This is a genomic window from Pseudoalteromonas sp. JSTW (assembly GCF_013423925.1).
GTDB classification, from domain to species: Bacteria; Pseudomonadota; Gammaproteobacteria; order Enterobacterales; family Alteromonadaceae; genus Pseudoalteromonas; species Pseudoalteromonas lipolytica.
The window spans coordinates 2,357,980-2,384,761 of the sequence record NZ_CP058972.1 but is presented as its reverse complement, the minus strand read 5'-3'; the positions used below and the strand labels follow the sequence as shown (position 1 = coordinate 2,384,761).

Sequence of the window (26,782 nt, the reverse complement as noted above, 5' to 3'; positions counted from 1 at the left end):
ACTATTTACTCTTGAGTATTTATTTTTTGCCCCCATACACTTAGGATTAAAGCCACGCGGCTCGAGGAAGCATTTTTGATAAAACATAATTTAAATAAAACGCTAGAAGCGTTAACAGCACATTTTCCACACGCAATAAATGGGATTAAACGTGGCATCGAGCGAGAAGCATTAAGGATTAAACCAAATGGTGTTATCTCAAAACAGGGTCACCCACAAGGAGTGGGAAGCGCCTTAACCAATGACCATATCACCACTGATTTTTCTGAGTCTTTATTAGAATTCATTACGCCTGTTAGCACATCGGCTGAGCAAACATTAGCGCAGCTTAAAGATTTGCAAAAGTTTACCTTGTCACAGATGGATGATGAGCTGCTATGGCCTATCAGCATGCCATGCTTTATTGATAATCAAGATGACATTGTGTTGGCTCAGTTTGGTGACTCAAACATAGGGCGCATGAAAACGTTGTACCGAGAAGGGTTAAAGAATCGGTATGGCAGCATGATGCAAGCTATTGCTGGTGTGCATTTTAATATCTCTTTTCCTGATGAGTTATGGCAGAGCTTGCACGTGTTGAGTGCCAGTGAGCAACCACTTAGCACCTTTATTTCAGATGGTTATCTGGGGCTTATTCGAAACTTTAAGCGTGAGCTTTGGTTAATAAGTTACTTATTTGGTGCGTCACCTGCATTATGTAGCTCATTTTTACAAGGGCGAAAAACTGATCTGCCATTTAAAAAGTTGGGCAAAGGCACATTGTACCTTGAGGTTGGCACCGCACTGCGATTAGGTAATTTAGGTTACACAAACAGCGCTCAATCATCGTTGCGAGTGATGTATAACTCGCTTGAGGAGTACGTAGCAGGTTTGAAAGCTGCCATTCATACGCCTTCAGATATCTACGGTCATATTGACGACTACACCCGTGCTGAACCAAAGCAGCTTAATAAAAATATCTTACAGATAGAAAATGAGTTTTACTCGCCAATTCGACCAAAACGTAATGCTACATCAGGCGAAACACCGACAGATGCCCTATTACGAGGGGGCATTGAGTACATAGAAGTGCGTGCACTTGATGTAAATCCATTCAGTGAAACAGGGATCGATTTACAGCAAATCCGTTTCCTCGATGTCTTTTTAACGTATTGTCTTTTAAGCGAATCTCCAACAATGGATTGGCAAGAGCAACAGTTAAGCACGCAGAACCTTGATGCGGTAGTTAATGAAGGGCGCAACCCTGAATTACAATTAACAAAACAAGGTGAAGCAGTTAGCTTGGTTGATTGGGCATCGACTATTTTTGAGAGTCTAATCCCTGTTGCGCGTTATATGGACAGTGCGTATGGCGTAAGTTATTACAGCGAAACAATTCATGAGCTGTCGAGTTGGGTAATTGAGTCAAGTAAAACGTTTTCAGGGCGTTATGTTGCAACACTTGCAAAAGAAAACCAAGATAACGGCCAGTTTGCTTTAGCACTTGCACAGCAATATAAAGAAAATCATTTAGCTGCGGATTATCAGTATTACGATCCGGCTTTTTTAAGGGAACAAGCCGTCAATTCGATTGCAAAAGAGCGTGAAGTAAAAGCAGCAGATACGCTATCTTTTACGGCCTTTTTAGATGATTACTTTGCTAAAGCTTAGCGGCTTTTAGGCATAAAAAAACGCAGCCTAGGTTGGCTGCGTCAAAGATTCTTCAGGGATGAAACAATGCTATACTGCTGCATTCATAAAGTCAGACTGACTCAATAAGAAAAAGTTCAGCGAGATATTAAAAAAATGAAAAAAAATTTAATTATTTTATCGCTGGTCGCTTCTATGGCGGGTTGTGCCACGGCTCCACCAGAGCAACCGCATGATATTTGTAAGATTTTCGAAGAAAAACCTGATTGGTATTATGATGCACGTGATGCACAAGAAAAGTGGGGCTCGCCAAAACATGTGCTGATGAGCATGATGTATCAAGAAAGTTCATTCCGTCATGATGCCGCTCCACCGATGGAATACTTTTTATGGATTATTCCTATCGGCCGAGCAAGCTCTGCCTATGGTTACTCGCAAGCAAAAACACCAACGTGGTCAGACTATATTCGTGAAACCGGCAACAGTGGCGCTGACAGAGATGACTTTGATGATGCCATCGATTTTATGGCTTGGTTTGTTTATAAAACACATAAAGTGAATGGTGTATCAAAGTGGGATGCTTACGCACAATACCTAAATTACCACGAAGGGTGGGGCGGGTATAAGCGCGGTACCTACAAAAGCAAAAAGTGGTTAATGAGTGTAGCTAATAAAGTAAAACACCGTGCGAGCCGGTATGGTGCTCAGCTTAAACAGTGTGAAGATGAGCTTGATAAAAACTGGTTTGAGCGCTTATTTGGTTAAACAGGTACAAAAATATAAAAAGCCCGCAACTACGTAATGCCAGTCAGTTAAGCAGTTTTTTGAATAAATATGTGAATATTATTCAGTTAAAGCTGCTTAAAGCAGGTGGGGACAAAATTAGCTAAAGACCATATAGCAAAAGGGCTTCAGTAAGATTTTTATAAATCATCGCTGTAACCCTTTATTTTATTGGTTTTTCCTTAACTGATCTGCATTACGCAACTACGGGCTTTTTTATTGCATTCAATTGCACTACAAAGAGTACCCATTCTGTTACTGTTAGGTACACTTGTGCATGTGATTACTTGCCAGGAAACTGGTGAATATGCACATCGCGCTGCGGGAATGGGATAGTGATATCTGCTGCATCGAAAGCAATTTTCACTTTTTCATAGAGGCCAAAATACACAGGCCAATAGTTATCAGAATCAACCCATGCCCAAACGAGCATACCAATGTGGCTGTCACCATGTTGACTAACATGCACAACAGGTTTCTTCGCTTCTTGGTCTTTAAGCACTAATTCGTAGTCATTAAGGACACTCAGTAGTACTTCACGGGCTTTATGAACGTCATCGCCATAGCTAATACCAAATTCAATGTCGACACGGCGAGTGGCTTCCGCAAACTTATTCTTCACGCAGCCGTTTGACAGGGCCCCATTCGGAATGATTATTTTTTCATTATCGTAGGTAAGCAAAATAGTGACGAAAATCTGAATTTCAACGACTTTCCCCATGTAACCTTGTGCTTCAATAACATCGCCCACTTTAAAAGGTTTAAAGAATAAGATCAGCACACCACCTGCAAAATTAGCCAGACTGCCTTGCAATGCCATACCCACAGCTAAACCTGCAGCACCGAGCATTGCGATGAATGAGGTGGTTTCTATGCCAATCATTGAGGCGACAGAAATAAGTAATAGTATCTTCAGAATGACAGAAATAAACGACACTAGAAAGTGTGTCAGGCCTGCTTCAAACTTTACTTTATACATTGATTTTTCGGTCATCTTGGCAATTCTGCCAATTAGCCACCAACCAATAACAAGCACCAAAATCGCTAAAATAAACTTTGGTCCATACGTCATGAGTAGCTCAATTGCTTGGTTATATACTTTTTCGATCGATATTTCGTCCATTTTTGCTCCATGTAACGAGACGTTAAAATATGCAAGCCATAGTAGACGAATTAGCTGCTTAATGTGTGTTTATAGGTATGAAATAGGAAACTTCGGGGTAGAATTATGAAATAAGCTATAAAAAAAGGAGTAGCAAGCTACTCCTTATCTGTTATTCAGTTCGTTTACTGGGAATAACTTTCACCAGTTTTACCATATTCTCTTTCACTTCCAATACTTCTATTGGGTAGCCTGCTATTCGTAGGCTTAAATTCGAATCTGGGATATCTTCAAGGTATTCAACAATTAAGCCACTCAAGGTTTTAGGGCCATCGATAGGTAATTCCCACCCCATCTCTTTATTTAGATCACGGATGTTTGCACCACCATCAACAAGCACTGTGCCATCATCTTGAGTTGTCACTTCTTCACTTGGAGTACGTGTTTGCGTTGTGGTGAAATCACCTACCACTTCTTCAAGAATGTCTTCAAGAGTTACAAGGCCTTGAATATCACCGTATTCATCAACCACTAAACCAATTCGTTCTTTTGATTGTTGGAATTTCAAAAGCTGTGTGTTCAGCGAGGTACCTTCAGGGATAAAGTAAATCTCGCGGACCGCACGCAGTAATGATGGTTTATCAAACTGCTCTTTCGTCAATAGACGAAGTGCATCACGTGAGTGAATAAAACCAACCGCATCATCAATTTGGTCGCGATAAAGTAATACGCGAGTATGCTGTGCATGTGTTAGTTGGCGACTGATTAGTTTCCAATCGTCATTAATATCAATGGCGACAATTTCGTTGCGTGGGATCATGATGTCTTCGACGGTCACTTGCTCTAAATCTAAGATAGACGTCAGCATGCTTTGGTGACGTGCAGGCAATAAGGCACCCGATTCATTAACCACGGTTTTTAATTCTTCTTTACTTAAGCTGTGCTCTTCGATTTGCGCGGTCGTAATACCAAATAAACGTAACATACCATTGGTCAGCCAGTTTACCATTACAACGAACGGGAAGAGTATTTTAAGCAAGCCTTTAAGCACGATAGAGCTAGGAAACGCGACTTTTTCAGGGTAGAGAGCCGCGAGCGTTTTTGGTGTAACTTCAGCAAAAATTAACACCACTAAAGTCAGAGCACCTGTCGCAATAGCCAAGCCAACATCACCGTATAAGCGAATACCAATAATCGTCGCAACCTGTGCTGCAGCGATATTAACTAGGTTGTTACCAATCAAGATCAGACCAATAAGTCTGTCTGGGCGACTTAAGAGTTTACTGACGCGTTTCGCTGCGCGATGGTTTTCTTTCGCAAGATGGCGTAAACGAATACGGTTAATTGACATAATTCCGGTTTCAGAACCCGAAAAATAAGCAGAAATAAGTATCAATAATCCCAATACGATAAACAGGGTACTAGTCGATATGTCGTCCAACGATGGATCCTTTTTTTATAAACCAATGCATATTAAGCTAGAGAGAGCTTGCTGAGTCAAGTTAAAACTTATTTAGTATCACTTCTTGAATGAAACGGCTGCCAAAATAAGCAAGTGATAGGATAAATGCAGCTATCATGATCGAAAATACCACGGGTTTTCCTCGCCAACCTTGGCGTAAGTGACCAACCGTAACAACCGTGAAAATAAGCCACGCAATCAATGATAAAACCGTTTTATGGATAAACTCACTGGCAAACATACCGTCTAAGAATATAAAACCAGACAGAAGTGCGAAGGTGAGTAAAATAGTGCCTAAAGTTAATAGTTGGTAGAGCTGACGCTCGACCACCATTAGCGGGGGTAAATGGCTGTGCACAATGGCCAAATCTTTACGCTTTAAGCGTTTATCAATAAAGTAAAATTGTATAGCGTATAAAGTCGCGATAATAAGTACGCAATAAGCTAGCAAAGATAGCGAGATATGTGTCACCAAGCCTAGTTCTACATCAATGGTATGAATAATCACATGATGCGGTATAAATAGGCTAGCAAGCGTTAAAATAGCTGCAAAGCCATAAACAACAGGCAATAGCAACGTTGCAGGAAACTTAAGCGACACCGCCGTGACAGACACCACAATGACCCAGCAGGTTAAAAGTGCCACATTAACAATGCTTAAATCTTGGCCGTCTGCTCGAAAAACAGAATTCACCAGTAATAACATATGTGCAAGGATTGCTACGGTGCTTAAAATCACCGTGAGCTTTTGGCTTGGGCCTTGTTTGTGAAAAAGGCGTGAAAGCACATGCGACGTTGCTAACACATAAAACAAACTAGCAATAATAGTTAAACTAATAATCATCGTGTTTTGGCCACTTAATTTATATCAATAAATCCTTGTCTCATTGATGCCATTGTATTTTATAGCAAGGCAAAAGCATAGAGTTTGTAAAAAGAAACTCAAACAGCGCACTTGAACACTGTATTGTCGACCACCATTTACGGTATACTGCTAGGAATTGAAATTTAATATTGCCTGTATTGCAACTTAAATTGTGTTTTTTGCGCGCTTTACAGGTGAAACACGTTTTATCGGAACCTTTACATGTTTGAGAATCTCCAAGAACGCTTAGGTAAAACCTTAAAAAATATCAGTGGCCGCGGACGCTTAACTGAAGACAATATTAAAGATACATTACGTGAAGTCCGCATGGCATTTTTGGAAGCGGATGTTGCGTTACCCGTTGTTCGTGATTTTGTTAAGCAAGTTAAAGAACGCGCAGTTGGCGTTGAAGTAACTAAAAGCTTAAGCCCGGGCCAAGTGTTCATTAAAATCGTTCGTGAAGAGCTTGAAAAAGCCATGGGCGAAGCAAATGAAGAGCTAAGCCTGAATGCGCAGCCGCCAGCAGTTGTGATGATGGCGGGTTTACAAGGTGCCGGTAAAACGACCAGTGTGGGTAAACTTGCTAAGTTCTTAAAAGAACGCAAAAAGAAATCTGTGCTTGTGGTGAGTGCTGACGTATATCGTCCTGCGGCAATCAAACAGCTTGAAACCCTAGCTACTGAAGTAGGGGTTGAGTTTTTCCCAAGTGATATTTCGCAAAAGCCTGTTGATATTGCCAGTAATGCGATTGCCCACGCGAAGAAAAAGTTTATTGACGTTGTTTTAGTTGATACAGCGGGCCGTTTGCACGTTGACAGCGACATGATGGATGAAATCAAGGCACTACACAGTGCGATTAATCCTATTGAGACCTTATTTGTTGTTGACGCAATGACAGGTCAAGATGCTGCAAATACAGCAAAAGCGTTTGATGAAGCATTACCACTCAGTGGTGTGATTCTAACGAAAACTGATGGTGATGCCCGTGGTGGTGCTGCTTTATCTATTCGCCATATCACCGGTAAGCCGATTAAGTTCATGGGTGTGGGTGAGCGCACCGATGCTCTTGAACCATTCCATCCTGACCGTATAGCGTCGCGTATTCTAGGCATGGGTGATGTACTTTCATTGATCGAAGAAGTCGAAATGAAAGTCGACAAGGAGAAAGCCGCCAAAGTTGCTGAAAAAGTATTTAAAGGCGATGGCTTTACACTTGATGATTTTGCTGAGCAGCTGCGCCAAATGAAAAACATGGGCGGTATGATGTCGATGCTTGATAAATTGCCAGGTATGCAAAATTTACCCGATGCAGTAAAAGGGCAAATGGGTGATAAAACATTTGTGCAAATGGAGGCGATTATTAACTCAATGACGCCAAAAGAACGCGCCCGTCCTGAAATCATTAAAGGCTCACGTAAAAAACGTATTGCAGCGGGTTCTGGTACTCAAGTACAAGAAATCAATAAATTGCTTAAGCAATTTACGCAGATGCAAAAGATGATGAAGAAAATGAAAGGTAAAGGCGGCATGATGAAAATGATGCGCGGCATGAAAGGGATGTTACCACCAGGTATGATGGGTGGCGGACCTAAGTTTTAATTTTCAAAAAGTCCGTTACGTATAAAAAAGGAGCAAATAGCTCCTTTTTTAATGGATAAATTATGCCGAATTTAGGCGCAGATGTAAGATCTAACGCACAGATCAGTGTTTAATCAACTAAACTTACATTTTGCATCACTTCTTACTTGCAATGTTGCAAAAAACTCGTACAATTCCCCAGCTCCCCGTACTGGGGAGTAAATCTTATTAATGAAAACAGTCAATCTATTTAGAGGACGGTATGGTAACTATTCGTTTGCAACGTGGTGGCGCTAAAAAACGCCCTTTCTATCAAATTGTGGTTGCGGATAGCCGTTTCTCGCGTGACGGTCGCTTCATCGAGAAAGTAGGTTTCTTTAACCCAATCGCTTCTGGTCAGGAAGAAAAAGTACGTTTAGATTTATCTCGTGTTGAACACTGGGTAGGTCAAGGCGCATCTCTTTCAGATCGCGTAGCTAAATTAGTTAAAGACGCTCGTAAAGCGGCTTAATAGGCGTAAGTGTAACCATGAGTCAAGAGAACACCTCGATAATTGTTGTAGGAAAGCTCGGCGCCCCCTATGGTATAAAGGGCTGGCTTAAGGTGCATTCATTTACTGATGATCCCGAAGGGATCTTCGATTTCAGCCCATGGTTGATAGGGCAACAAGGTAAATGGCAGACCTTAGAGGTGGTCGACTGGCGTCGCCACAACAAAGGCTTTATCGCTAAAGTTGCGCAAGTAAACGATCGAGACCAAGCAATGGCTTTCACCAATGTTGAAATCTCTGTTGACGCGGCGCAACTACCAGAATTACCGCAAGGTGAATTCTATTGGCGAGATCTCATTGGCATGTCTGTTGTAACCGATAAGGGTTACGACTTAGGCACGGTTGATGACCTAATGGAGACAGGTTCAAATGATGTTTTGGTTGTGAAAGCAAACAAAAAAGATGCATTTGGCCAAGCTGAGCGTTTAATTCCTTTTTTAACAGACTCTGTTATTAAAGAAGTTAAACACGAAGCAAGAGAAATTACCGTAGACTGGGACCCAGGGTTTTAATGTCACAAACGAGTTCGTTATGGGTAGGGGTGATAAGCCTTTTCCCGGACATGTTTGATGCTATTACCACTCAAGGGGTAACAGGTCGCGCAGTTAAAAATGGTTTAATTGACTTTAACTGCTGGAATCCACGTGACTACGCTACTGATAAGCATAGAACCGTGGATGATCGTCCTTATGGGGGCGGTCCCGGCATGTTGATGATGGTTGAACCATTGAAACAAGCCATCCTTGACGCTAAAAAAGCGGCAGGCGATGGTGCAAAAGTAATTTATATGTCCCCGCAAGGGCGCAAATTAGATCAGCAAGGTGCGGCTGAATTAGCCAACTCCGATAAACTGATTTTGATTGCCGGTCGCTATGAAGGTATAGATGAGCGAATCATAGAGTCATATGTTGACGAAGAATGGTCAATAGGTGATTTTATTCTGAGTGGTGGTGAACTACCCGCTATGACATTAATTGACGCTGTTGCGCGATTAGTGCCTGGTGTACTAGGTCACAATCAGTCAGCAGAGCAAGATTCATTTTCGGATGGATTGCTTGATTGTCCTCACTATACACGGCCAGAAACATTGGATGATAAACAGGTGCCTGCTGTATTGCTCAGCGGAAACCACCAAGAAATTGCTAAATGGCGCTTAAAGCAGTCATTAGGTAGAACTTGGTTACGTCGTCCTGACTTGTTGCATAACCTAGCTCTGACTGAGGAGCAAGCGGCACTTCTTGCAGAATTCAAGCAAGAGTACCAACAAGCTTGTGGCTAGAAGACAGTTACACCTAGGAAAGTGAGAAATATAATGGCAAAAGTAAACCAAAATATTATTAAAGCGCTTGAAGAAGAGCAGCTTAAAACAGACGTACCAGCATTCGGCGCTGGTGATACAGTAGTTGTACAGGTACGTGTAAAAGAAGGTAACAAAGAGCGTCTACAGGCCTTTGAAGGTGTTGTAATCGCTAAGCGTAATCGTGGTCTTCACTCAGCTTTCACAGTTCGTAAAATCTCGAGCGGTGAAGGTGTTGAGCGTGTATTCCAAACGCACAGCCCTCTTATCGACAGCGTAACAGTTAAGCGTCGCGGTGCAGTTCGCCGTGCGAAGCTTTACTATCTACGTGAGCGTTCTGGTAAATCTGCACGTATTAGAGAAAAACTTAACTAATACGCGCTGTTTATCAACGCAAAAAAAAACGGGTTGCAGCCTTCGGGTTGCAACCCGTTTTGGTTTTAAGGGAACAATTTTTCTATTGTATTAATTCGCTTAATTAAGAGAGCAGTTTTGAAGCGATAAAACGTCATTGATAACAAGGCAAAAATGTCGTTATTTAGTCATTCTCGGCAATAGCTCCTGCATTGCTCTACCTTCTGCATCCATGCAGTCATAAATCAGACATTTTTAACGCAGGTAGCGAGAGGTTTAATCCCTCAAAATGATGAAGCATTATTGTGGATTGAAATTAGCTGGCTTCTTCTTATTTTACTTTTCACACCTCTTTCAATAATTCCCGTACAGCAATATTTGAACTGGCGTATTTCCCCCGTGTGATTAGCCCCAAGGACTTTGTACTTTGCTGCTTATGCTGGTACTATATTTCGTATTAAAAGGTTTACTTTTTTGTATATTTTAGTTTACGTTTTGGGTTTGAGGTGTGGTAACAGTGGATAAGCTAGCAGAATTAAGAGCAGGGATCGATGAATGTGACGCGCAATTAGTCGCGTTATTAGCAAAGCGTAATGGTATTACAGAGCAAATAGGGGCTATTAAGCAGCAAACAGGGGCGCCATTACATGCGCCTGACCGTGAAGCCGATTTGCTGGCAGCTCGTCGCCAAGAGGCAATGAGTCAAGGCGTTAACCCTGAGCTTGTTGAAGATATCCTGCGTCGTATGATGCGAGAAGCGTATCAAAATCAGCAAGGGAGCTTGGCCTGTTCTGCTCCTCAGCTATCTCCGATTGTCATTGTGGGTGGTCAAGGGGCTATGGGGCAATTATTTGCCCAACAATTTATTCGTTCTGGGTATGAAGTCCGTATTTTAGATAAACAACAGCAGGCTGATAGTGAAGCTATTTTAGCAGGCGCAAAGTTGGTGTTAGTGAGTGTGCCAATCAATGCGTTAGAGCAGGTAGTAGCAGCATTACCAACGCTTGATGATGAGTGTTTATTGGTTGATATAACCTCGGTGAAGCAAAAGCCATTAAAAGCATTAATGGCAGCTCATTCAGGCCCTGTTGTTGGCTTACACCCAATGTTTGGCCCCGATATATCTCATTGGGTAAAGCAGACTGTTGTGGTATGTGAAGGACGTAATCATGAAGTTGCGCAAGGATTATTGGCACAATTACAAGTGTGGGGCTGTCAGGTAGTGGAAATGGATGCTAAAAAGCATGATGAAGCAATGCAAATTATCCAGGTCATGCGCCACTTAACGACTTTTGTTTATGGTCAGTTTTTAGCAAAACAAAGTCATACACTCGCAGAACTGAGAAGTTGTTCATCACCCATTTATCAGCTAGAACTCATGATGGTTGGTCGTTTATTTGCGCAGTCGCCAGAGCTTTACTCTGATATTATGCTTGCGCAATTTGATGATGTCGAAGCCTTATTGGCTAACTACCAAGATACGTTTGCGCAAACATTAGAAAAATTAAAAGCGGGTGATAAAGCCGCTCTTATAGATGCCTTTGCAGAAGCTAAAGCGTATTTTTCAGATGCAACGGCACATTTCTTGACACAAAGTCGTAGCTTATTGAATAAAGCGAATGATGCTAAAGTGCTTGATTAACACTGTCGCTTAAGTAAAAGCGAGCACATTGTTTGCTGCTCGCTATACACTGCTTATTAGTGACCGCCTAATGAGCCAGGTAATCCACCCGAATGGTGTTGAATAAGTCCCCATTGATAGAGTAATTCAGTCATATCAGACAAACTAAATAACGTCATACTTAAACCTACTACAGTCAATACGATTGTATAAGGCAGTGCCATAAAGACCATTCGTCCGTAAGAAAGCCTGAGCACGGGGGCGAGTGTCGAGGTGAGTAAAAATAAAAATGCAGCTTGACCATTTGGTGTCGCCACACTAGGCAAGTTAGTCCCTGTATTAATTGCAACGGCTAACAAATCAAATTGATCACGACTGATTTGCCCCGCCTCTAACGCGGCAGCGACTTCATTAATATAAACTGTACCAACAAAAACATTATCGCTCACCATAGAAAGTAATCCATTCGCAATAAAGAACATCACCAATTGTAACTGCCCTTCAAATGTCAGCACCCAACTGATAACCGGCGTAAACAAATGTTGGTCGATTATTACTGCAACAATTGAAAAGAATACACACAGCAGAGCGGTAAAGGGGAGTGCTTCTTCAAATGCTTTTCCTAACTGGTGCTCTTCAATGATCCCTGCACTGGCAGTGGCAAAAATAATCACCGATAAACCAATTAACCCGACGGTTGCTAAGTGTAAAGCAAGTCCAATGATGAGCCACACCGCTATTACTGCTTGAATAGCCAAATTGACTTTGTCACGCGTTGTTCGTTTTTTCTCAAGCTTTTTAGCATGCTCAGATAATATGGTGTGAATAGGAACTGGCAATTTAGCACCGTAACCAAATGTCTTCGTTTTTTCGAGTAGAATAGTTGTCGCTACACCTGCAATCATTACAGGCAAGGTGATGGGGAGCATGCGAAAGAAAAACTCTCCGAAAAACCAGCCAGCACGTTCTGCAATAATTAAATTTTGCGGTTCACCAACCATGGTGCATACGCCCCCTAATGCAGTGCCTATTGAAGCATGCATCAACAAATTGCGTAAAAATGCCCGAAATTCTTCCAATTCTTGACGATTGACAGGACGCACTTGATTATCGTCGTTTATATCATGTTCACTGCTGGAGTCTTTCCCCGAAGCAACTTTGTGGTAAATGCTGTAAAAACCCATTGCAACGGCAATAACAACCGCCATGACAGTCAGGGCATCAAGAAATGCAGATAAGAATGCAGCAGCAAGTGTAAAAGACAGCGACAGCACTGTTTTACTGCGAACTGAGACAACTAACTTAGTGAAAATATACAGTAACAGATCTTTCATAAAGTAAATGCCCGCAACCATAAAGATCAACAGTAAGATGACATCCACATTTTGAACTATTTCATGTTCAACCTGACCCGCTGAAGTCATTCCAATAAACATCGCTTCTATCGCCAGAAGTCCACCGGGTTGAAGCGGATAGCATTTTAATGCCATAGCAAGGGTAAAAATAAACTCTAGTACCAGCACCCAGCCAGCAATATAAGGGTTTAATTGAAATAAAATCGGATTTAACAATAAAAAAGCAAGAATGGTGTATTTATACCATTGTGGCGAATTCCCTAAAAAGTTTTTAAAGATTGCCGGCAGAACTCGTTGCTGCATTGCAGTACCTTATTAGATGGGATGATAACGCTAATAAGTTAATTCACTTAGCGTTAACAGTAAATATGCTGTTAGTGTAATTTTAGTATAGCTAAAGTACGATAACGATTGTTAATTATTAACTTAAGTGTGGTTTATTAATACTAGGCTAATTATTTCGTTATTATATTTAGATTTTTATGTACACTGGATGGACTTTACTTGTTAGTTACAGAGCATCTGGTACAATCAGTGGGTTGATCGCTTTGTGCGATAGAAGTATGTGCTAACCCAAGTGGAAATTGAATGAGAATTTTTAAAGCGAAAAGTCCAGCAGGTTTTGCTGAAGAATACATTGTTGAATCTATTTGGAATGGTGACTTTCCGCCTGGCTCAATTCTTCCAGCAGAACGAGAGTTGTCAGAGTTAATAGGTGTTACTCGTACCACTTTGCGTGAAGTGCTACAGCGTTTGGCGCGTGATGGCTGGTTAACGATTCAACATGGTAAACCAACTCGCGTTAATAATTTCTGGGAAACCTCAGGCCTTAACATTCTAGAGACGTTAGCACGACTAGATGAAGACAAAATGCCAGAGCTTACCGATCAACTTCTATCGGCTCGCACTAACATTAGTGCCATTTACACTCGTGCTGCAATAAAATTAGCTCCTGAACGCGTGATCGAAATTTTATCGCAAAGTGAGCGGCTTGAAGACAGCGCGCAAGCATTTGCAGACTACGATTACAAAGTGCATCATGAACTTGCTGTCGCAGGTAACAACAGAATCTATGTACTTATCTTAAATGGCTTTAAAGGTTTTTACTCAAAAATCGGTTGCCATTACTTCTCTGATTCGCGTACACGTGAGCTTGCTCGCCAATTTTATAAAGATTTAACCTCGCTTGCTGAGCGTCATGAACACGACGGGGCTATTTCGCTTATGCGTAAATACGGCCATCAAACGGGTGAAATCTGGCAGCAGATCCGTGGTGATATGCCAGAAGATATCATGGACTAACAGCCCTTAGTTATGCGCCTTTTTATATTTGAGAACCCAGCTTTAAGCTGGGTTTTTTGTATTTATTTAACAATAAGGTGGGTTCATAATCACCCTGCATCATAAGGTAATTCGATAGGCATAGCGCATATCTTTTTATATCAATTTTTCCGATTGCATATATCGCTTTTTTCGATTGTTCATTTGCCTGTAACCTCTTTAAACTATCTTGCTAAATATCGATACTTACTCTTGGTTTTTGTTTTTTCGGAACCATATATATGTGAGTATTGCGTAGGCAATTGGAAATAAACTCAAATATTTGGAGATAAAAATGGGTGTATTAGTTGGCCGTCAGGCACCAGACTTTACTGCAGCAGCTGTTCTTGGTAACGGTGAAATCGTTGAAAACTTCAACCTAAAAGACACTATCAAAGGTAAAAAAGCAGTTATCTTCTTTTACCCGTTAGACTTCACTTTCGTATGTCCTTCAGAGTTAATCGCTTTCGACAAGCGTTTTGAAGAGTTCCAAAAGCGTGGCGTTGAAGTAATCGGTGTTTCTATCGATTCACAATTCTCACACAACGCATGGCGTAACACTGCTGTTGCTGACGGCGGTATTGGTCAAGTTAAATATGCACTAGTTGCAGACGTTAAGCACGAAATCTGTCAAGCGTACGACGTTGAGCACCCAGAAGCAGGTGTTGCTTTCCGTGGTTCTTTCCTAATCGACGAAGAAGGTACAGTACGTCACCAAGTAGTTAACGATTTACCATTAGGCCGTAACATTGATGAAATGCTTCGCATGGTTGACGCACTAGCGTTCCACAGCGAGCACGGTGAAGTATGTCCAGCAGGTTGGACTGAAGGTAAAAAAGGTATGGATGCAAGCCCTGAAGGTGTTGCTAAATTCCTTTCTGAAAACGAAGGCGACCTATAATTTAGGCCTTTGTTGAAAGTATTAAAAAACCCGCCAATTGGCGGGTTTTGTTTTATCTGGTATGCGTTTAGTTAAAGCGCATTGTTAGCTTTGTATAGAAATAACGTCCACGAGGGTTATGCACGCTTGATACATAGCCATATAAGTCGCTATCACCATCACCAATTGCAAATGGAGGATCTTCGTCAAATACGTTATTAACGCCCACAGAGAGTTTTAGTTTTTCTGAGAAGTTATACGCAGTCTGTAAATCAACCAGTGTTTGAGAGTCAACCATGCGTGATGTGTTGCTATCAAAGTCTAGGTTACCGTCAAAGTCGATATCAGGGGTATCTTCAAACTCACCGATGTAACTCACATTCACATTCGTATTAAAGTCACCCATTTCCCAGTTAGTGCTGAATATCCAACGATTTTCTGGGTAACGATATTCACCCGTATAATCACGGCCATCTTTCTTAAATTCATTTTGGTATGCCCATTCAAGATTGAATTTTAAGAACCCGTAGTCATTCATTGCATGCGTGTAATTAGCAGAGACATCAACACCAGATACTTCTTGTGAGGATACATTTTCGAAAGTGCTATGTACTTTTTGAATAACCCCTAAGCTTAGGCCGCCTTGAGGCGCAAGTCGTACACACACTGTGCTATTTTGATCATTACAATTTTGATCGTAAATAGGGCCGAATTCTTGCTCATCAATTTTATTGTCTTGCGTTATGCTCCATACATCAATACCGAAACCAAATTCAGCTGTGGGTGCCCAAATAAAGCCAACGTTCCAAGATTCAGATTCTTCAGCTTCTAGGTTTGGATTACCTGCAAACTGAATGTTGTAATCAAGTGCATTACAATCAAGCCCTGTCGCTTGGCATCGGTAAGTATCTACAAAGAACTGACTTTCTTCTGAGGGACCTAAACCAATTTGTGCTAATGAAGGTGCTCTGAAACCTTGTGCCCAAGAACCACGAACAGTGATTGAATCGGTTGGTGCCCAACGTACAGCTACTTTTGGATTGGTTGTTGAGCCAAAGTCACTGTAATCATCATAGCGACCCGCTAACTGTAACTCTAGGTTATCTGCAAGCGGGATTGAAAACTCAATATACGCAGCATACTGGTCACGCTCAGCTGCTGCTGACACTGACTCGGTACCAAAAATTAAACCACGTTGAAATTGATCATCAGGAATATCACTTACATCTTCCTCACGGTATTCAATACCGGCGGCCATCATAACGACATCATCACCAAAGCTAAATGCTTCACCACTGATATTGGCATCGAATGAGGTCATATGCGACTCACCACGGCGCACCAGACTTGTTGTAATTCTGTCGATAACCGCAGGGTCGTTATAGGTGCCACCAAATGGATTGTAATTACCCGCATCAATTTCTTGCTGAAGAAAGTCGGTACGCACCCAGCCCTGGCTTCTACTGCCTGTTTGCATTGATTTACTGCGGCCTTTTTGAACGGCTGTCTCCCAGCTCCAATCATTAATTTCACCTTTTAAGCCAGCCACAAAACGCAGTGTATCTGATTCGATATCCCATTGGCGAGGACCTGCATCAACGGTACGATACCGACCAATTTCAATATCTTGACCAAAAGGATTGTTTGGGTGACTTGCTGGTACCGTGAGTCCTGCGTCTTCATCAAGAGGAGTGGGAGCACCCGCTGCCTGTGAGGAGTTATGCTGTACTGCCATTTCCATAAATGCAGTGATGCCATTATCAAAGTTATATTCAAACTGTGAAATAGCGCCAACACGTTCAGACGCCGGTGTTATATAGCCATAGGGGCCATAGTCAAATAAACAGCTACCACTGGCGGTTGCATTTTCTGCAGGGCAAGATGGGTCAATTGTTTTTTCGCCATCGACGTAAAAGTAGCCTGGAAAACCACGCGAAGAGCGGAAATCCATACCACCATATGGTTCTTGGTTAGCGGTGCCTAGGCGTCCCATTTCATCTGACGATAATGCCGTATTATTAAAATAATCAATAATAACAGACGCACTACTTTTTTCTGTGCTTGTCCCCCATACTAAACTCGCTGTTTTTTCTTCATAATTAGGTCCGTCAGTACCACCATAACCTAAGTTGACCTCTAGACCATTAATGTCTTTTTTAAGAATAATATTAACTACACCAGCAACCGCGTCAGAGCCATAAATAGCAGATGCACCGTCTTTTAAAATATCGATACGCTCGATTGCTGAAACAGGAATAGAGTTAATATCAACAAATGAGTTGGTAATACTTTCTGCGAAAGCACTAATAGCAACACGGCGTCCATTGATAAGTACTAAGGTTGCATCCGAACCTAAGCCACGTAAGCTCACGGCAGCAGCGCCATTTGCTGTTGAATCTTGGTTATTCCCACGGGTTGAAAATGTGCCATTACCGGCAACTGGCATACGCTCTAAAAGCTGTTGTAGGTTGTCATAACCCATATTATCAATATCTGCGCGACTGATTGATTGGATAGGTGAGGGTCCCTCAATATCTGAGCGTTTAATACGTGAACCGGTTACTTCGATGCGCTCAACTTTTTCAGCGCTTTCTGATGATTCGGCAGCAACTGAGGTGAAAGTTGTGCCCGCTAATGCGGCAATGGTAAAAACAGTAAGAGGTCGTCGAATAAAGTGATGAGTTTTCTTCATAAATTTCAATCCTTGTTTAATTGTGAGATTTTTGTGAAATAATCACAGTAAAGATTGATACCATGTAAATGGTTGGTTTTGAAATACTACAAAAGAATGAGGTTGACACGTGGAAACGTTTCAAAATGTTAAAAGTGAGGTAGAGTAAGGGGGTCAGAGCCTAACAGAAAGTTAGGCTCAAGCAGGGATTTTATGCTTTATGTTTCATCAGGCGTTCTTTTTCACGCGCCCAATCTTTGTTTTTCCCATCTTCACGTTTATCGTGCATCTTTTTACCTTTAGCGAGGTGGAACTCCAACTTCACCCAGCATTTTTTCCAGTACATGGCAGTGGCGATCAGTGAATAACCATCACGCTCTGTTGCACCGATAAGACGATCGATTTCACGTTTGTTCAAAAGTAATTTGCGATACCTAAGCGGATCACAAATTACATGTGTTGAAGCACTGTTGAGAGGCTGAATTTGACTGCCAAGTAAAAATGCTTCGCCGTTTTTAATGTGAATATAAGTCTCAGAGATGTTTACTTTACCAGCTCGGATACTTTTTACTTCCCAGCCCTGTAGTTCAACCCCTGCTTCAAACTTATCGTGTAAAAAATACTCATGACGCGCTTTTTTGTTAAGCGCGATAGTATTGCTTGTCGATTTAGATGATTTTTTCTTAGCCATAGTGGTTCATATTATACGTAAAAACAGCGTTTTTACATCGCTTTTTTAAGGCTTTATACAAATAATCCCGTTACTAAAATTTGGGGAAATAGCCAAAGCTTGCTAAAATTCGCCGACACAGTTGGGAGTGAATATGCCACAAATAGAAAAAAGTGCGCTGGTAATGTACAGCAGTAAAGAAATGTTTGATTTAGTGAACGATGTTGATGCGTACCCTGAGTTTTTACCACATTGTTCAGACGCTAAAATTATTGCACAACAACCCAGCGGTATGACGGCCAGTTTAGAAATATCGAAAGCGGGTTTAAAAAAGTGGTTTACCACAGAAAATACCTTTATTGATGAGCAAACCGTTGCTTTACGTTTAGTTGATGGTCCTTTTAAAAGCTTGCAAGGGAAATGGCATTTTTTACCTTTAGACGATAAAGCGTGTAAAGTGCAATTACACTTAGAGTTTGAATTTGCGAGTAAACTAATTGAGCTTGCTTTTGGTAAGGTGTTTAACGAAGTGGCAAAGAATATGGTGAATGCTTTTACCCAACGTGCGAAAACGGTGTATGGAGTCCGCTCATGATAAGTGTTGAAGTTGTATTTGCGTTACCTACAACCGCGACAAGTTTACTTGTCGAAGTACCAGAGGGAACCACTGTTGAGCAAGCTGTTATTAAATCGGGCATTATCGAAAAGTGCCCCGAAATAGATGCAAATAACCTCACATTAGGTGTGTGGAATCGCACTTGCAAGTTAACACAAGAGGTTAAGCAAGGGGATAGAATTGAAATTTATCGCCCATTAATTGCAGACCCCAAAGATGCACGCAGACGTCGTGCAGAGAAAGCCAAAGAAGAAGGTAGAGCTAATAAAGTTACCGGTGGGCGCCCACTGAATAAAGCATAGTAACCTATTGAAAGTGAATCACTTACTGCACGTTCTAAGCGGTGGTTTTATCTATTTAGCATACAAAAAAGGGTCGCTTTTGCTACCCTTTGTTTTTATATTTACTCTTGTTCAAGTGGGGTATTGAACTCACTTGGTTGCTCATAATCACCTGATATTGACACGAGCTTATTATCTTCAAAATTAACCGTTAACGATTTGCGTTGTTCATTGCTACGGCCTAGATTAAAAACATAAAGATAATGCCAAGTATTCTTGTCGAATGAATCTTCTGCAACCGGTTTACCAAGTACGTAAACCACTTGCTCACGAGTCATATTAACGCGAAGCTTATCAACGTCAGATTGTTCTAAAAAGTTACCCTGAGGAATGTTGATGCGATAAACCCAACTAGAACACCCAGCGGTAGCACTTAAAGTAAGGGTAAGTACTAACCAAAAAGAAAAAGTTTTAAACGACTGCATTATTTGTTTGAATCCTTATTTTTTATACACTGCATGATACCGATTAGTCACAGAAGGTAAAACCCTTTTCAATAATTGTTTTACTGAAACATGATTAATGCTCACGAGGCACAGATTTGACCACCGACACGACAAAAAGTTTACCTGAATCAATAAAAAAGCGCGACAGTTCTCAATCACACTGGCATTTGTATATTGTGCAGACTCGTTTTGGCCACTGGTATACAGGGATCAGCACCGATGTTGAAAAACGTTTTGCAGCTCACCAAGCTGACAAAGGGGCAAAAAATTTAAAAGGAAAAGGACCTTTAACCTTAATTTATCAGCAACCGGTTGGCTCTCGCAGCGAGGCTAGTAAGCTTGAGATTCAGGTTAAAAAGTTAAACAAAGCGCAAAAAAGGCAGTTTGTTATCACAGCCAAGTTACCTGGTTAGGGCACTAACAAACTCTGCAATTTTGCTCACTGCGTGTTCAAATAACCTAAAGTCAATGTGCTCTAGGGTATCACTCGGTTGATGATGGTGTTTATCGTGTCCCATGCCAAAATAAATATAAGGGACACCTGCTTTTGCAAACGAATAGTGATCGCTGGCTCTTCGCCAATCAACGTTAAGATCAAATAATCGATTAAGTCGGGCAGATGAACTGGTTGCAAAAAATGTAATGTTTTCATCAGAAAGTCCAGTAATTACTGTTTTATACTGCGCTATTGATTGGCCGTCTAAAAAGGCATAAATGCGAGGTTTTCGCTTGTTAACCACGAGCATATCCAGATTAATATTTAATGCGATATCTGCGCTGTTTAATTGTGACACTAAATAGTCACTGCCATGTAAGCCATTTTCTTCTGCATCGGTGGCAACGAACATTAATTGGTTCTGATGGGGCTTATCGGCGAAATACGCTGCTAAATAGAGTAAAGCAGCAACACCGCTGGCATTATCGTTTGCGCCAGGATAGAGCTTAGTCCCGCGTTGCCCTAAATGGTCATAATGTGCAGTAAAGATAATCTTTTTACATTGAGTGCAAGCGGATGGTTTAGTTGCAATGATATTGCGGGCAGTGGCTTTTTGATAAAAAGTTGCGGGGTATTGAAATGTTTGTTCTTGAACTTCATAGCCTAATGAGGTTAAGCGGCTTGCAATGTAATCAGCGGCACGCTTTGCGCCGATTGTATTGGTTTTCCGACCATAAAATTGCGTTGAAGTAAGCGTTGTGACATCTTGTTTTAAATGAGAGTCAGCACTGGCAAACGCAGCATCACAGTAAAATAAGCTACTGGTAATCAGTAAGCTTTGCAGTATGCGAACGCAGTGCCTGTAGTTTACTTTCATAACGCTGTTTATCATGATCAAAATCTGCTTTATTGTTCGCCATGGTCAGGTATTTTTTGGCTAGTTTCAAGTCACCTAGCTGAAAATATATACGTGCAAGGCCAAAGTCACTGTCATGTAAGTTACTATCTAAAGTGCGTGCTTTTTTAAAATGCGCTATCGCATCTTCATAGCGCCCAGTTGCGTAGGCATCATTGCCAAGCGAAATATGATAATACGGATTAGTTTGACGCTTTTTATCTAGCTGTGTGAGGATGGCATCACCCTGTTGTTCACGATTCGTCAAATTGTAAAGCAGTGCTAGGTTGCCCAAAGCCGTGTTGTTATCAGCATCTAAGGTTATGGCATATTGGTAGGCTACTTCTGCCTCTGGGTAGAGGTTTGTTAGCCTTAAGAGCACACCTAAGTTCCCCCAAGCTCCTGAATAAGCGCTATCTGTATTGATAGCAGCTTTGTAATAACTGTATGCACGACCATAGTCATGGCTAAGCATGGCCGAAACCCCTTTGTTGTTATAAAACATGGCGGTGATACGTGCTTTATTAATATGACTGGTTTTAAATGCTGCCTGACGGCTATTTGGATCAAAATCAATCACTAATGAACGCGAACCAGGATAAATAATCGTGCGGTTTATGGCGTGTTTGTCGTGTTCTCTTACCTTTAAATTTATGTGTCCTGTCAGTAAGCTAAAGCCATTATTTCGTGCCCAATACTCTGGAATGTGAACCTTTTGAAATTGCCCTTCAAGACCAAGATACTCGGCTAAGCTGTACGCTAATATTGATAAAGAGAGGCAGTTGGCATTTAAATCAGCATAGGCTTGATTCGCGGTTAGTGTCGCGCCTGATTGATAAGACAATGAGGCATCACCATTTTCTAATAAAAAGTGCAGTAAGCGTTTAGTTGTCTCGAGTGAGCGAGTGTCTTCAGGAAAAGCACTGTCTAACTGACGTTTAATACGCGGAGTTAGCGCAAAAATTTCTTCCTGACTTTCGACTTTTGAAAGCCTAAATTCATCAAGCTCAGTGAGTGCTAATGGCGCAGGGGCCAACTGCTTAGGTGTATTATTACATGCTGATAAAAAGCAAAGACTTGATAATAGAGCAATCGTAGGCGCGTTCATAAGGCCCCCTTTAATTAACAGCCTAGGGAATCACATGTCTGTAAGTATAGGCTGTAATTAAAAAAGGGTCAGTGTTTACTGTTACAAAAGGTGTCAGCGTTTATCAAAGGTCGCAACAAGATCGTCTAGCGTTTGCGCACTGCTTGCTAAATCCTTTATTGCTTGCTCAGTGTCAATCTGCTCATGCATCACGGTATCGCTGATATCGCTAATTTGCTCAATATTGCGTCCGACATCAGCAACGACATTGCTTTGCTCCTCTGTGGCCGTCGCAATTAATGTTGCCATATCATTAATCTCATTAGCTGCATTGGTGATCGTGTTAAGCAACTCAACAGAGCTTTGCATGGCATTAACACTCAATTGAGCGCGTGATTTAGAATGATTTATATGTTCGACAACAAGATCGGATGTGCTTGTTAATTCACTGATCATCGTTTGGATTTCATTCGTCGATTGTGAGGTTCTGCTGGCAAGTGCGCGTACTTCATCTGCAACAACAGCAAAACCACGACCATGCTCACCAGCGCGAGCAGATTCAATCGCGGCGTTAAGCGCTAAAAGGTTTGTTTGCTCAGAAATACCACGAATAGCATCAACAATGCTGGCAATTGCCTGCGTTTTGTTTGCAAGTTCGTTAACTTGTTCCGTAATGTTGTCGATGTCGGTTGCTAATTCAATTATTGCTTCTTTACTTTGGGTCACCTGCGTATGACTTTGTTCGGTACTGTGTTTACTGGTTTCTGTCAGTTTTGCGGTATTCGTGGCGCTGGAGGCAATTTCTTGTACCGTCGCGCCCATTTGATTAATTGCGGCAGCAACTGAAATTGTCTGTTCTTTTTGATTATCAAGTGCTTCAGAGTTCTTTTGGGCCTGCTTAAATACATGGGCCGCGCTTTGTCTTATTTCGCGACTTTCTTGCGCTACTTGCATGATGGCCGTTTCAATTTTTGAAATGAATTGGTTAAAGCCCGTGCTTAAGTTAGCCAGTTCAGGCTGCTCAGATTCTGGCAAACGGTATGCTAAGTTTGCATCACCAGAGCCTAAACGCATGAACAGCTCTGCCATTTTTGATAGGGGGGATGACAGTGTTTTTGCTAATAAGAAACCTGCGAAGCTGGCAACTAGCGCAATGACAATTGCAAAGCTGATTATCTGCCATTGTAACACTTGAATACTGGCAAATACCTCATTTTTGGGCACTTGAGCAATGACAAATAAATCGGTATTTTTAATTGGGCTGGCAGCAAGCAGTGTTGCTTCGCCATTCAGGTCGAGTTCGTGTAAATTAAAATCTTGATTGGTTAGTAAAGAGTCTGTAATACCTGGCTGGTACACCGAATCTAGTTTTGCCTTAGCCACTTTACTGGCATCTTTATGTAATTGAATTAAGCCATTTTTATCTGCTATGAACACAAACCCAGTTTCTTCAATCTTAAACCTTTGTAGCATGGCTTGCATGTCATCAATGCTTTTTGCCAATCCTGCAAGACCAATACCATTGGTTTGCTGGTGGTTAACAAACATTTTTACATCAGTGGGCGACTCTTGATAAATACTGATAGAAAAAGGCACTGATGATTGCGTGAAGTCAAAAAACCAACTGTCTTGCTCTTTCGTAAGCACACGTAAAAAACCATCTTGATTCCAATATTGTGCAGTTTCACGATTGGCCCATGATGCCGTGGCTAAATCATACTGTTTAACAAGGCGGTTGAGCTCTTTGAGCAGCGTATTATCGTTATTATTTCCTGAGCGAGCCCATTCTAAAACGAACTCGTTGCTAGAAAGCTGTTCTGCAGCGCTGATCATTTGGTTTATATCGTGGGTGATATAGTTATCAATTGCTTGCAATTTACTTGGCAGTTCAGATTCAATCATACGGTGTTCGATGATTTTTTTTGCACTGTAAAGGGCTGTTGCACCGATAAGTGCTGCAACGATAAGAGCAATAGAACTGCCTAGTAGAGTTATTTTTTTGGTAATGGTAAGTTGATTTAACGCCATGAAAGTGTCTTAGTTTACAACAAATAAGAGAGTAATTTTAGCATACACTTTGCAGATGACGAATAAATGTAGGGACAAAAAAAAAGCCCAAAGCATATGCAATTGGGCTTTGTTTCTAACAAGCGAAACTTACTTTCCAGGGTTAAACAATTTTCTTCATTGCTGACATGTAACCGCGTAGTTTACTGCCTACCACTTCCACAGGGTGCTCTCGAAGTGCTTTATTCACAGCGATCAACGTTTGGTTATCAACCTGATTGCTGGTGCTATCAAGGCCTTTACCAATGACATCAGTATCCATGTTTTGCATAAAGTCTTTTAGCAGTGGTAAACACGCATGGTTGTATAAGTAACAGCCATATTCTGCGGTATCGGAAATAGTTCTGTTCATTTCAAAAAGTTTTTTACGCGCAATCGTATTAGCAATTAGTGGCGTTTCGTGCAGTGATTCATAGTAAGCCGATTCAGCAATGATGCCCGCTGCTGTCATGGTTTCAAATGCCAGTTCAACGCCAGCTTTTACCATTGCAACCATTAGAATACCTTGGTCGAAGAAGGTTTGTTCATTGATCTCTTCATCAGTATTTTGTTGCTTTTCGAATGCTGTTTCTGCTGTTTCTGCGCGCCATGCGAGTAATTTTGCATCATCTTCAGCCCAATCAGCCATCATGCCACGAGAAAACTCGCCGCTGATAATATCGTCCATGTGCTTATTATAAAGAGGGCGCATGATTGTTTTTAGCTGCTCGCTTAACTCAAATGCCTTTACTTTCGCAGGGTTCGATAAGCGGTCTAACATGTTTGTTACACCACCATATTTTAGTGCTTCGGTGATTACTTCCCAGCCGTATTGAATCAATTTAGAGGCATAACTAGGATCAATCCCTTTTTCAACCATTTTGTCAAAACACAGTAATGAGCCGGTTTGTAACATGCCGCATAAAATAGTTTGCTCACCCATTAGGTCTGACTTAACTTCAGCAATAAATGATGATTTTAGTACACCTGCGCGGTGGCCACCGGTGCCAGCCGCGTATGCTTTTGCTTGTGCTAGGCCATGTCCTTGCGGATCATTTTCAGGGTGAACAGCGATAAGCGTAGGGACACCAAAGCCGCGTTTGTACTCTTCGCGTACTTCAGAGCCTGGGCATTTAGGCGCTACCATAATGACCGTTAAATCTTCGCGAATTTGCATACCTTCTTCAACAATGTTGAAACCATGTGAGTAGGCAAGGGTCGCGCCTTGTTTCATAAGTGGCATGATGGCATTCACAACGGATGTATGTTGCTTATCAGGTGTTAAGTTTAATACTACATCGGCAGTTGGGATAAGTTCTTCGTATGTACCAACAGTAAAACCGTTTTCAGATGCATTTAAGAATGATTGACGACGCTCAGCAATAGCCGACTCGCGCAACGTATATGAAACATCTAAACCTGAATCACGTAAATTTAAACCTTGGTTAAGACCTTGTGCGCCACAACCGACAATAACGAGTTTTTTCCCTTTTAAAGCGTCTACGCCATCAGTAAATTCTGATGGATCCATAAATTCACATTGCGCTAATTGCGCTAACTGCTCACGTAAAGGAAGAGTGTTGAAATAATTCGCCATTGTTAGTGTCCTATTAATACTAGTTTGTTAGAAAACAAAGAGTCGTTCTTTGTATGGGTTAACAGTATGCAATTTTAAACCTTGCGTAAAATGATATATTTGCATTAAAGTGTTTCATAAAATGAAATGGTGAAATTATGGATCACAAGCATCTACATTACTTTTTAGCATTGGCGAAAACATTACACTTTGCGAGGGCCAGTGAGCTTTGCCATATCAGTGCTCCGACACTGAGCCGAAACATTAAGCAGCTTGAGGAGGAGGTTGGCGTCGTCTTGTTCAATCGAGATAATCGCACGGTTAAATTAACTCGAGAGGGTGAGTCTTTTATTGAATATGCTAACGCAACGTTAGCGAATTGGCACCGTTTCAAAGCGAATGTACAAGAGCCACAGCAGCATATATACGGTAATGTGAGTATTTATTGTTCGGTCACCGCCTCGTATAGTTTTTTACATCAGATATTAGAACAGCTACGGATGCAGCATCCCTATATTGAAATAACTTTAAATACGGGTGATCCAGCACTGGCTATTAATCGGGTTTTAGATGGTCATGAAGCCATGGCCATTGCAGCAAAACCTGCTAAGTTACCGGGGCAAATAGCATTCACCAGTATTGGTTACTCGCCTTTGGTACTTATTGCTCCTAAAATTGTGTGTCCTATTAGTGAGCAGCTTAAAGATGAAAATAATATTGCCTGGTCAAACCTTGAGTTTATCGTGGCAGAGCAGGGGTTATCCCGACAGCGTTTAGAGCAGTGGTGGCGTAAGAAAAACATTCATGGTCGAATTTATGCACAAGTAGCGGGACATGAAGCCATGGTATCAATGGTGAGTTTGGGTTTAGGGGTGGCAATGGTGCCGAAGATCGTGCTCGACAACAGTCCGCTAAAAGATAAAGTTCAAATTATTAGTGATGCCGAACAAACTATTCCTGGTTTTGATATTGGTTTAGCGGTACTCAACAAAGAGCGGCATGACCCGGCACTGAATGCGATTTGGAGTATTGCGCAATCGTTAACTCAACAGGCAATCTAATACTTTTATGCTCGCTTATTTGGTTGGGTGTATGAGTTTAATTTGGTTCTTTTGGTTGTTCTGTTTTTGTATAGGTATATTATTTTTTTATAGTTATTTAGTATGGTTTTTTAAAAGTTTAACTCGTGGTTTGTACTGGTT

General features: G+C 41.4%; 25 protein-coding genes. 14 read left to right on the top strand and 11 right to left on the bottom strand.

The window, feature by feature from the left end:
- Nucleotides 1-75: 75 nt before the first annotated feature.
- Both gshA and GZH31_RS10925 read left to right on the top strand, forming a co-directional pair.
- Nucleotides 76-1,650, top strand: coding sequence for a glutamate--cysteine ligase (gene gshA, locus GZH31_RS10930; RefSeq protein ID WP_180310972.1), 1,575 nt, complete (start codon nucleotides 76-78; stop codon nucleotides 1,648-1,650).
- 135 nt (nucleotides 1,651-1,785) lie between these two features.
- Nucleotides 1,786-2,394, top strand: a complete 609-nt coding sequence (locus tag GZH31_RS10925) for a transglycosylase SLT domain-containing protein (protein ID WP_036967095.1) — start codon at nucleotides 1,786-1,788, stop codon at nucleotides 2,392-2,394.
- Nucleotides 2,395-2,695: 301 nt separating this feature from the next.
- Here GZH31_RS10925 and GZH31_RS10920 read toward each other — a convergent pair whose 3' ends face one another.
- The 3 genes from GZH31_RS10920 to GZH31_RS10910 all read right to left on the bottom strand — a co-directional run bounded on the left by GZH31_RS10920 (nucleotide 2,696) and on the right by GZH31_RS10910 (nucleotide 5,820).
- Entirely contained in the window at nucleotides 2,696-3,535 is an 840-nt protein-coding gene (locus tag GZH31_RS10920) for a mechanosensitive ion channel family protein (RefSeq protein ID WP_065978556.1), read from the bottom strand.
- A 151-nt stretch (nucleotides 3,536-3,686) separates the two neighbouring features.
- Nucleotides 3,687-4,955 carry an HlyC/CorC family transporter gene (locus GZH31_RS10915; protein WP_141687232.1) on the bottom strand — a complete coding sequence of 423 codons (1,269 nt, stop codon included), beginning with the start codon at nucleotides 4,953-4,955 and terminating at the stop codon, nucleotides 3,687-3,689.
- Between the two features lie 61 nt (nucleotides 4,956-5,016).
- Complete coding sequence (locus GZH31_RS10910) at nucleotides 5,017-5,820, bottom strand: inner membrane protein YpjD (RefSeq protein ID WP_065978555.1); 804 nt, start codon at nucleotides 5,818-5,820, stop codon at nucleotides 5,017-5,019.
- 243 nt (nucleotides 5,821-6,063) lie between these two features.
- Here GZH31_RS10910 and ffh point away from each other — a divergent pair, with 243 nt between their 5' ends.
- The 6 genes from ffh (at nucleotide 6,064) to tyrA (ending at nucleotide 11,262) form a co-directional block, all read left to right on the top strand.
- Nucleotides 6,064-7,440, top strand: coding sequence for a signal recognition particle protein (gene ffh, locus GZH31_RS10905; protein ID WP_036967108.1), 1,377 nt, complete (start codon nucleotides 6,064-6,066; stop codon nucleotides 7,438-7,440).
- 241 nt (nucleotides 7,441-7,681) lie between these two features.
- Nucleotides 7,682-7,930, top strand: coding sequence for a 30S ribosomal protein S16 (rpsP, locus tag GZH31_RS10900; protein ID WP_036967110.1), 249 nt, complete (start codon nucleotides 7,682-7,684; stop codon nucleotides 7,928-7,930).
- A gap of 17 nt (nucleotides 7,931-7,947) precedes the next feature.
- On the top strand, nucleotides 7,948-8,481 hold the full coding sequence (gene rimM, locus GZH31_RS10895; RefSeq protein ID WP_036967112.1) for a ribosome maturation factor RimM: 534 nt from the start codon (nucleotides 7,948-7,950) through the stop codon (nucleotides 8,479-8,481).
- Entirely contained in the window at nucleotides 8,481-9,248 is a 768-nt protein-coding gene (gene trmD, locus GZH31_RS10890) for a tRNA (guanosine(37)-N1)-methyltransferase TrmD (RefSeq protein WP_036967113.1), read from the top strand. The genes rimM and trmD overlap by 1 nt, the downstream gene beginning before the upstream one ends.
- 33 nt (nucleotides 9,249-9,281) lie before the next feature.
- Nucleotides 9,282-9,641 (top strand): 50S ribosomal protein L19, encoded by a 360-nt coding sequence (gene rplS, locus GZH31_RS10885; protein ID WP_004587324.1) that lies wholly within the window; start codon nucleotides 9,282-9,284, stop codon nucleotides 9,639-9,641.
- Between the two features lie 496 nt (nucleotides 9,642-10,137).
- Nucleotides 10,138-11,262, top strand: coding sequence for a bifunctional chorismate mutase/prephenate dehydrogenase (gene tyrA, locus GZH31_RS10880; RefSeq protein ID WP_036967115.1), 1,125 nt, complete (start codon nucleotides 10,138-10,140; stop codon nucleotides 11,260-11,262).
- 56 nt (nucleotides 11,263-11,318) lie between these two features.
- On the opposite strand, the gene nhaB is transcribed toward tyrA, so the two are convergent.
- On the bottom strand, nucleotides 11,319-12,899 hold the full coding sequence (nhaB, locus tag GZH31_RS10875; protein WP_036967117.1) for a sodium/proton antiporter NhaB: 1,581 nt from the start codon (nucleotides 12,897-12,899) through the stop codon (nucleotides 11,319-11,321).
- Between the two features lie 285 nt (nucleotides 12,900-13,184).
- Here nhaB and fadR point away from each other — a divergent pair, with 285 nt between their 5' ends.
- Entirely contained in the window at nucleotides 13,185-13,898 is a 714-nt protein-coding gene (gene fadR, locus GZH31_RS10870; RefSeq protein ID WP_180310971.1) for a fatty acid metabolism transcriptional regulator FadR, read from the top strand.
- A gap of 313 nt (nucleotides 13,899-14,211) precedes the next feature.
- Nucleotides 14,212-14,817, top strand: a complete 606-nt coding sequence (locus tag GZH31_RS10865) for a peroxiredoxin C (RefSeq protein ID WP_036967121.1) — start codon at nucleotides 14,212-14,214, stop codon at nucleotides 14,815-14,817.
- Nucleotides 14,818-14,884: 67 nt separating this feature from the next.
- Here the strand turns inward: GZH31_RS10865 and GZH31_RS10860 are convergent, their stop codons facing one another.
- Nucleotides 14,885-17,488, bottom strand: coding sequence for a TonB-dependent receptor (locus GZH31_RS10860; RefSeq protein WP_118844450.1), 2,604 nt, complete (start codon nucleotides 17,486-17,488; stop codon nucleotides 14,885-14,887).
- Nucleotides 17,489-17,678: 190 nt separating this feature from the next.
- Entirely contained in the window at nucleotides 17,679-18,158 is a 480-nt protein-coding gene (gene smpB / locus GZH31_RS10855) for an SsrA-binding protein SmpB (protein ID WP_036967136.1), read from the bottom strand.
- Between the two features lie 133 nt (nucleotides 18,159-18,291).
- Between smpB and GZH31_RS10850 the strand changes: the two genes are divergently transcribed.
- Together GZH31_RS10850 and GZH31_RS10845 are read left to right on the top strand one after the other, a co-directional pair.
- The gene (locus GZH31_RS10850; protein WP_036967139.1) at nucleotides 18,292-18,732 is read left to right on the top strand and encodes a type II toxin-antitoxin system RatA family toxin; all 441 of its coding nucleotides are present in this window, start codon (nucleotides 18,292-18,294) and stop codon (nucleotides 18,730-18,732) included.
- On the top strand, nucleotides 18,729-19,055 hold the full coding sequence (locus tag GZH31_RS10845; protein WP_036967142.1) for an RnfH family protein: 327 nt from the start codon (nucleotides 18,729-18,731) through the stop codon (nucleotides 19,053-19,055). Before GZH31_RS10850 ends, GZH31_RS10845 begins: the two co-directional genes overlap by 4 nt.
- Nucleotides 19,056-19,156: 101 nt before the next feature.
- On the opposite strand, the gene GZH31_RS10840 is transcribed toward GZH31_RS10845, so the two are convergent.
- Nucleotides 19,157-19,519, bottom strand: a complete 363-nt coding sequence (locus GZH31_RS10840) for an outer membrane protein assembly factor BamE (protein ID WP_036967144.1) — start codon at nucleotides 19,517-19,519, stop codon at nucleotides 19,157-19,159.
- Between the two features lie 116 nt (nucleotides 19,520-19,635).
- Between GZH31_RS10840 and GZH31_RS10835 the strand changes: the two genes are divergently transcribed.
- Nucleotides 19,636-19,953: a GIY-YIG nuclease family protein gene (locus tag GZH31_RS10835; RefSeq protein ID WP_036967146.1), complete on the top strand. Its 318-nt coding sequence runs from the start codon at nucleotides 19,636-19,638 to the stop codon at nucleotides 19,951-19,953.
- Here GZH31_RS10835 and GZH31_RS10830 read toward each other — a convergent pair.
- From GZH31_RS10830 to ilvC, 4 genes are all read right to left on the bottom strand, one after another.
- Nucleotides 19,942-20,868 (bottom strand): M28 family peptidase, encoded by a 927-nt coding sequence (locus GZH31_RS10830; RefSeq protein WP_083422935.1) that lies wholly within the window; start codon nucleotides 20,866-20,868, stop codon nucleotides 19,942-19,944. The genes GZH31_RS10835 and GZH31_RS10830 overlap by 12 nt on opposite strands.
- A complete protein-coding gene (locus tag GZH31_RS10825; RefSeq protein WP_074989706.1) occupies nucleotides 20,795-21,979 on the bottom strand; it encodes a tetratricopeptide repeat protein in 1,185 nt (394 codons plus the stop codon). The genes GZH31_RS10830 and GZH31_RS10825 overlap by 74 nt, the downstream gene beginning before the upstream one ends.
- Nucleotides 21,980-22,072: 93 nt before the next feature.
- Nucleotides 22,073-23,986 (bottom strand): methyl-accepting chemotaxis protein, encoded by a 1,914-nt coding sequence (locus GZH31_RS10820; RefSeq protein ID WP_036967152.1) that lies wholly within the window; start codon nucleotides 23,984-23,986, stop codon nucleotides 22,073-22,075.
- 142 nt (nucleotides 23,987-24,128) lie between these two features.
- On the bottom strand, nucleotides 24,129-25,601 hold the full coding sequence (gene ilvC, locus GZH31_RS10815) for a ketol-acid reductoisomerase (RefSeq protein WP_036967155.1): 1,473 nt from the start codon (nucleotides 25,599-25,601) through the stop codon (nucleotides 24,129-24,131).
- 137 nt (nucleotides 25,602-25,738) lie between these two features.
- On the opposite strand from ilvC, the gene ilvY reads away from it, so the two are divergent.
- Nucleotides 25,739-26,641: an HTH-type transcriptional activator IlvY gene (gene ilvY, locus GZH31_RS10810; protein WP_036967158.1), complete on the top strand. Its 903-nt coding sequence runs from the start codon at nucleotides 25,739-25,741 to the stop codon at nucleotides 26,639-26,641.
- The last annotated feature ends 141 nt before the right edge of the window (nucleotides 26,642-26,782 follow it).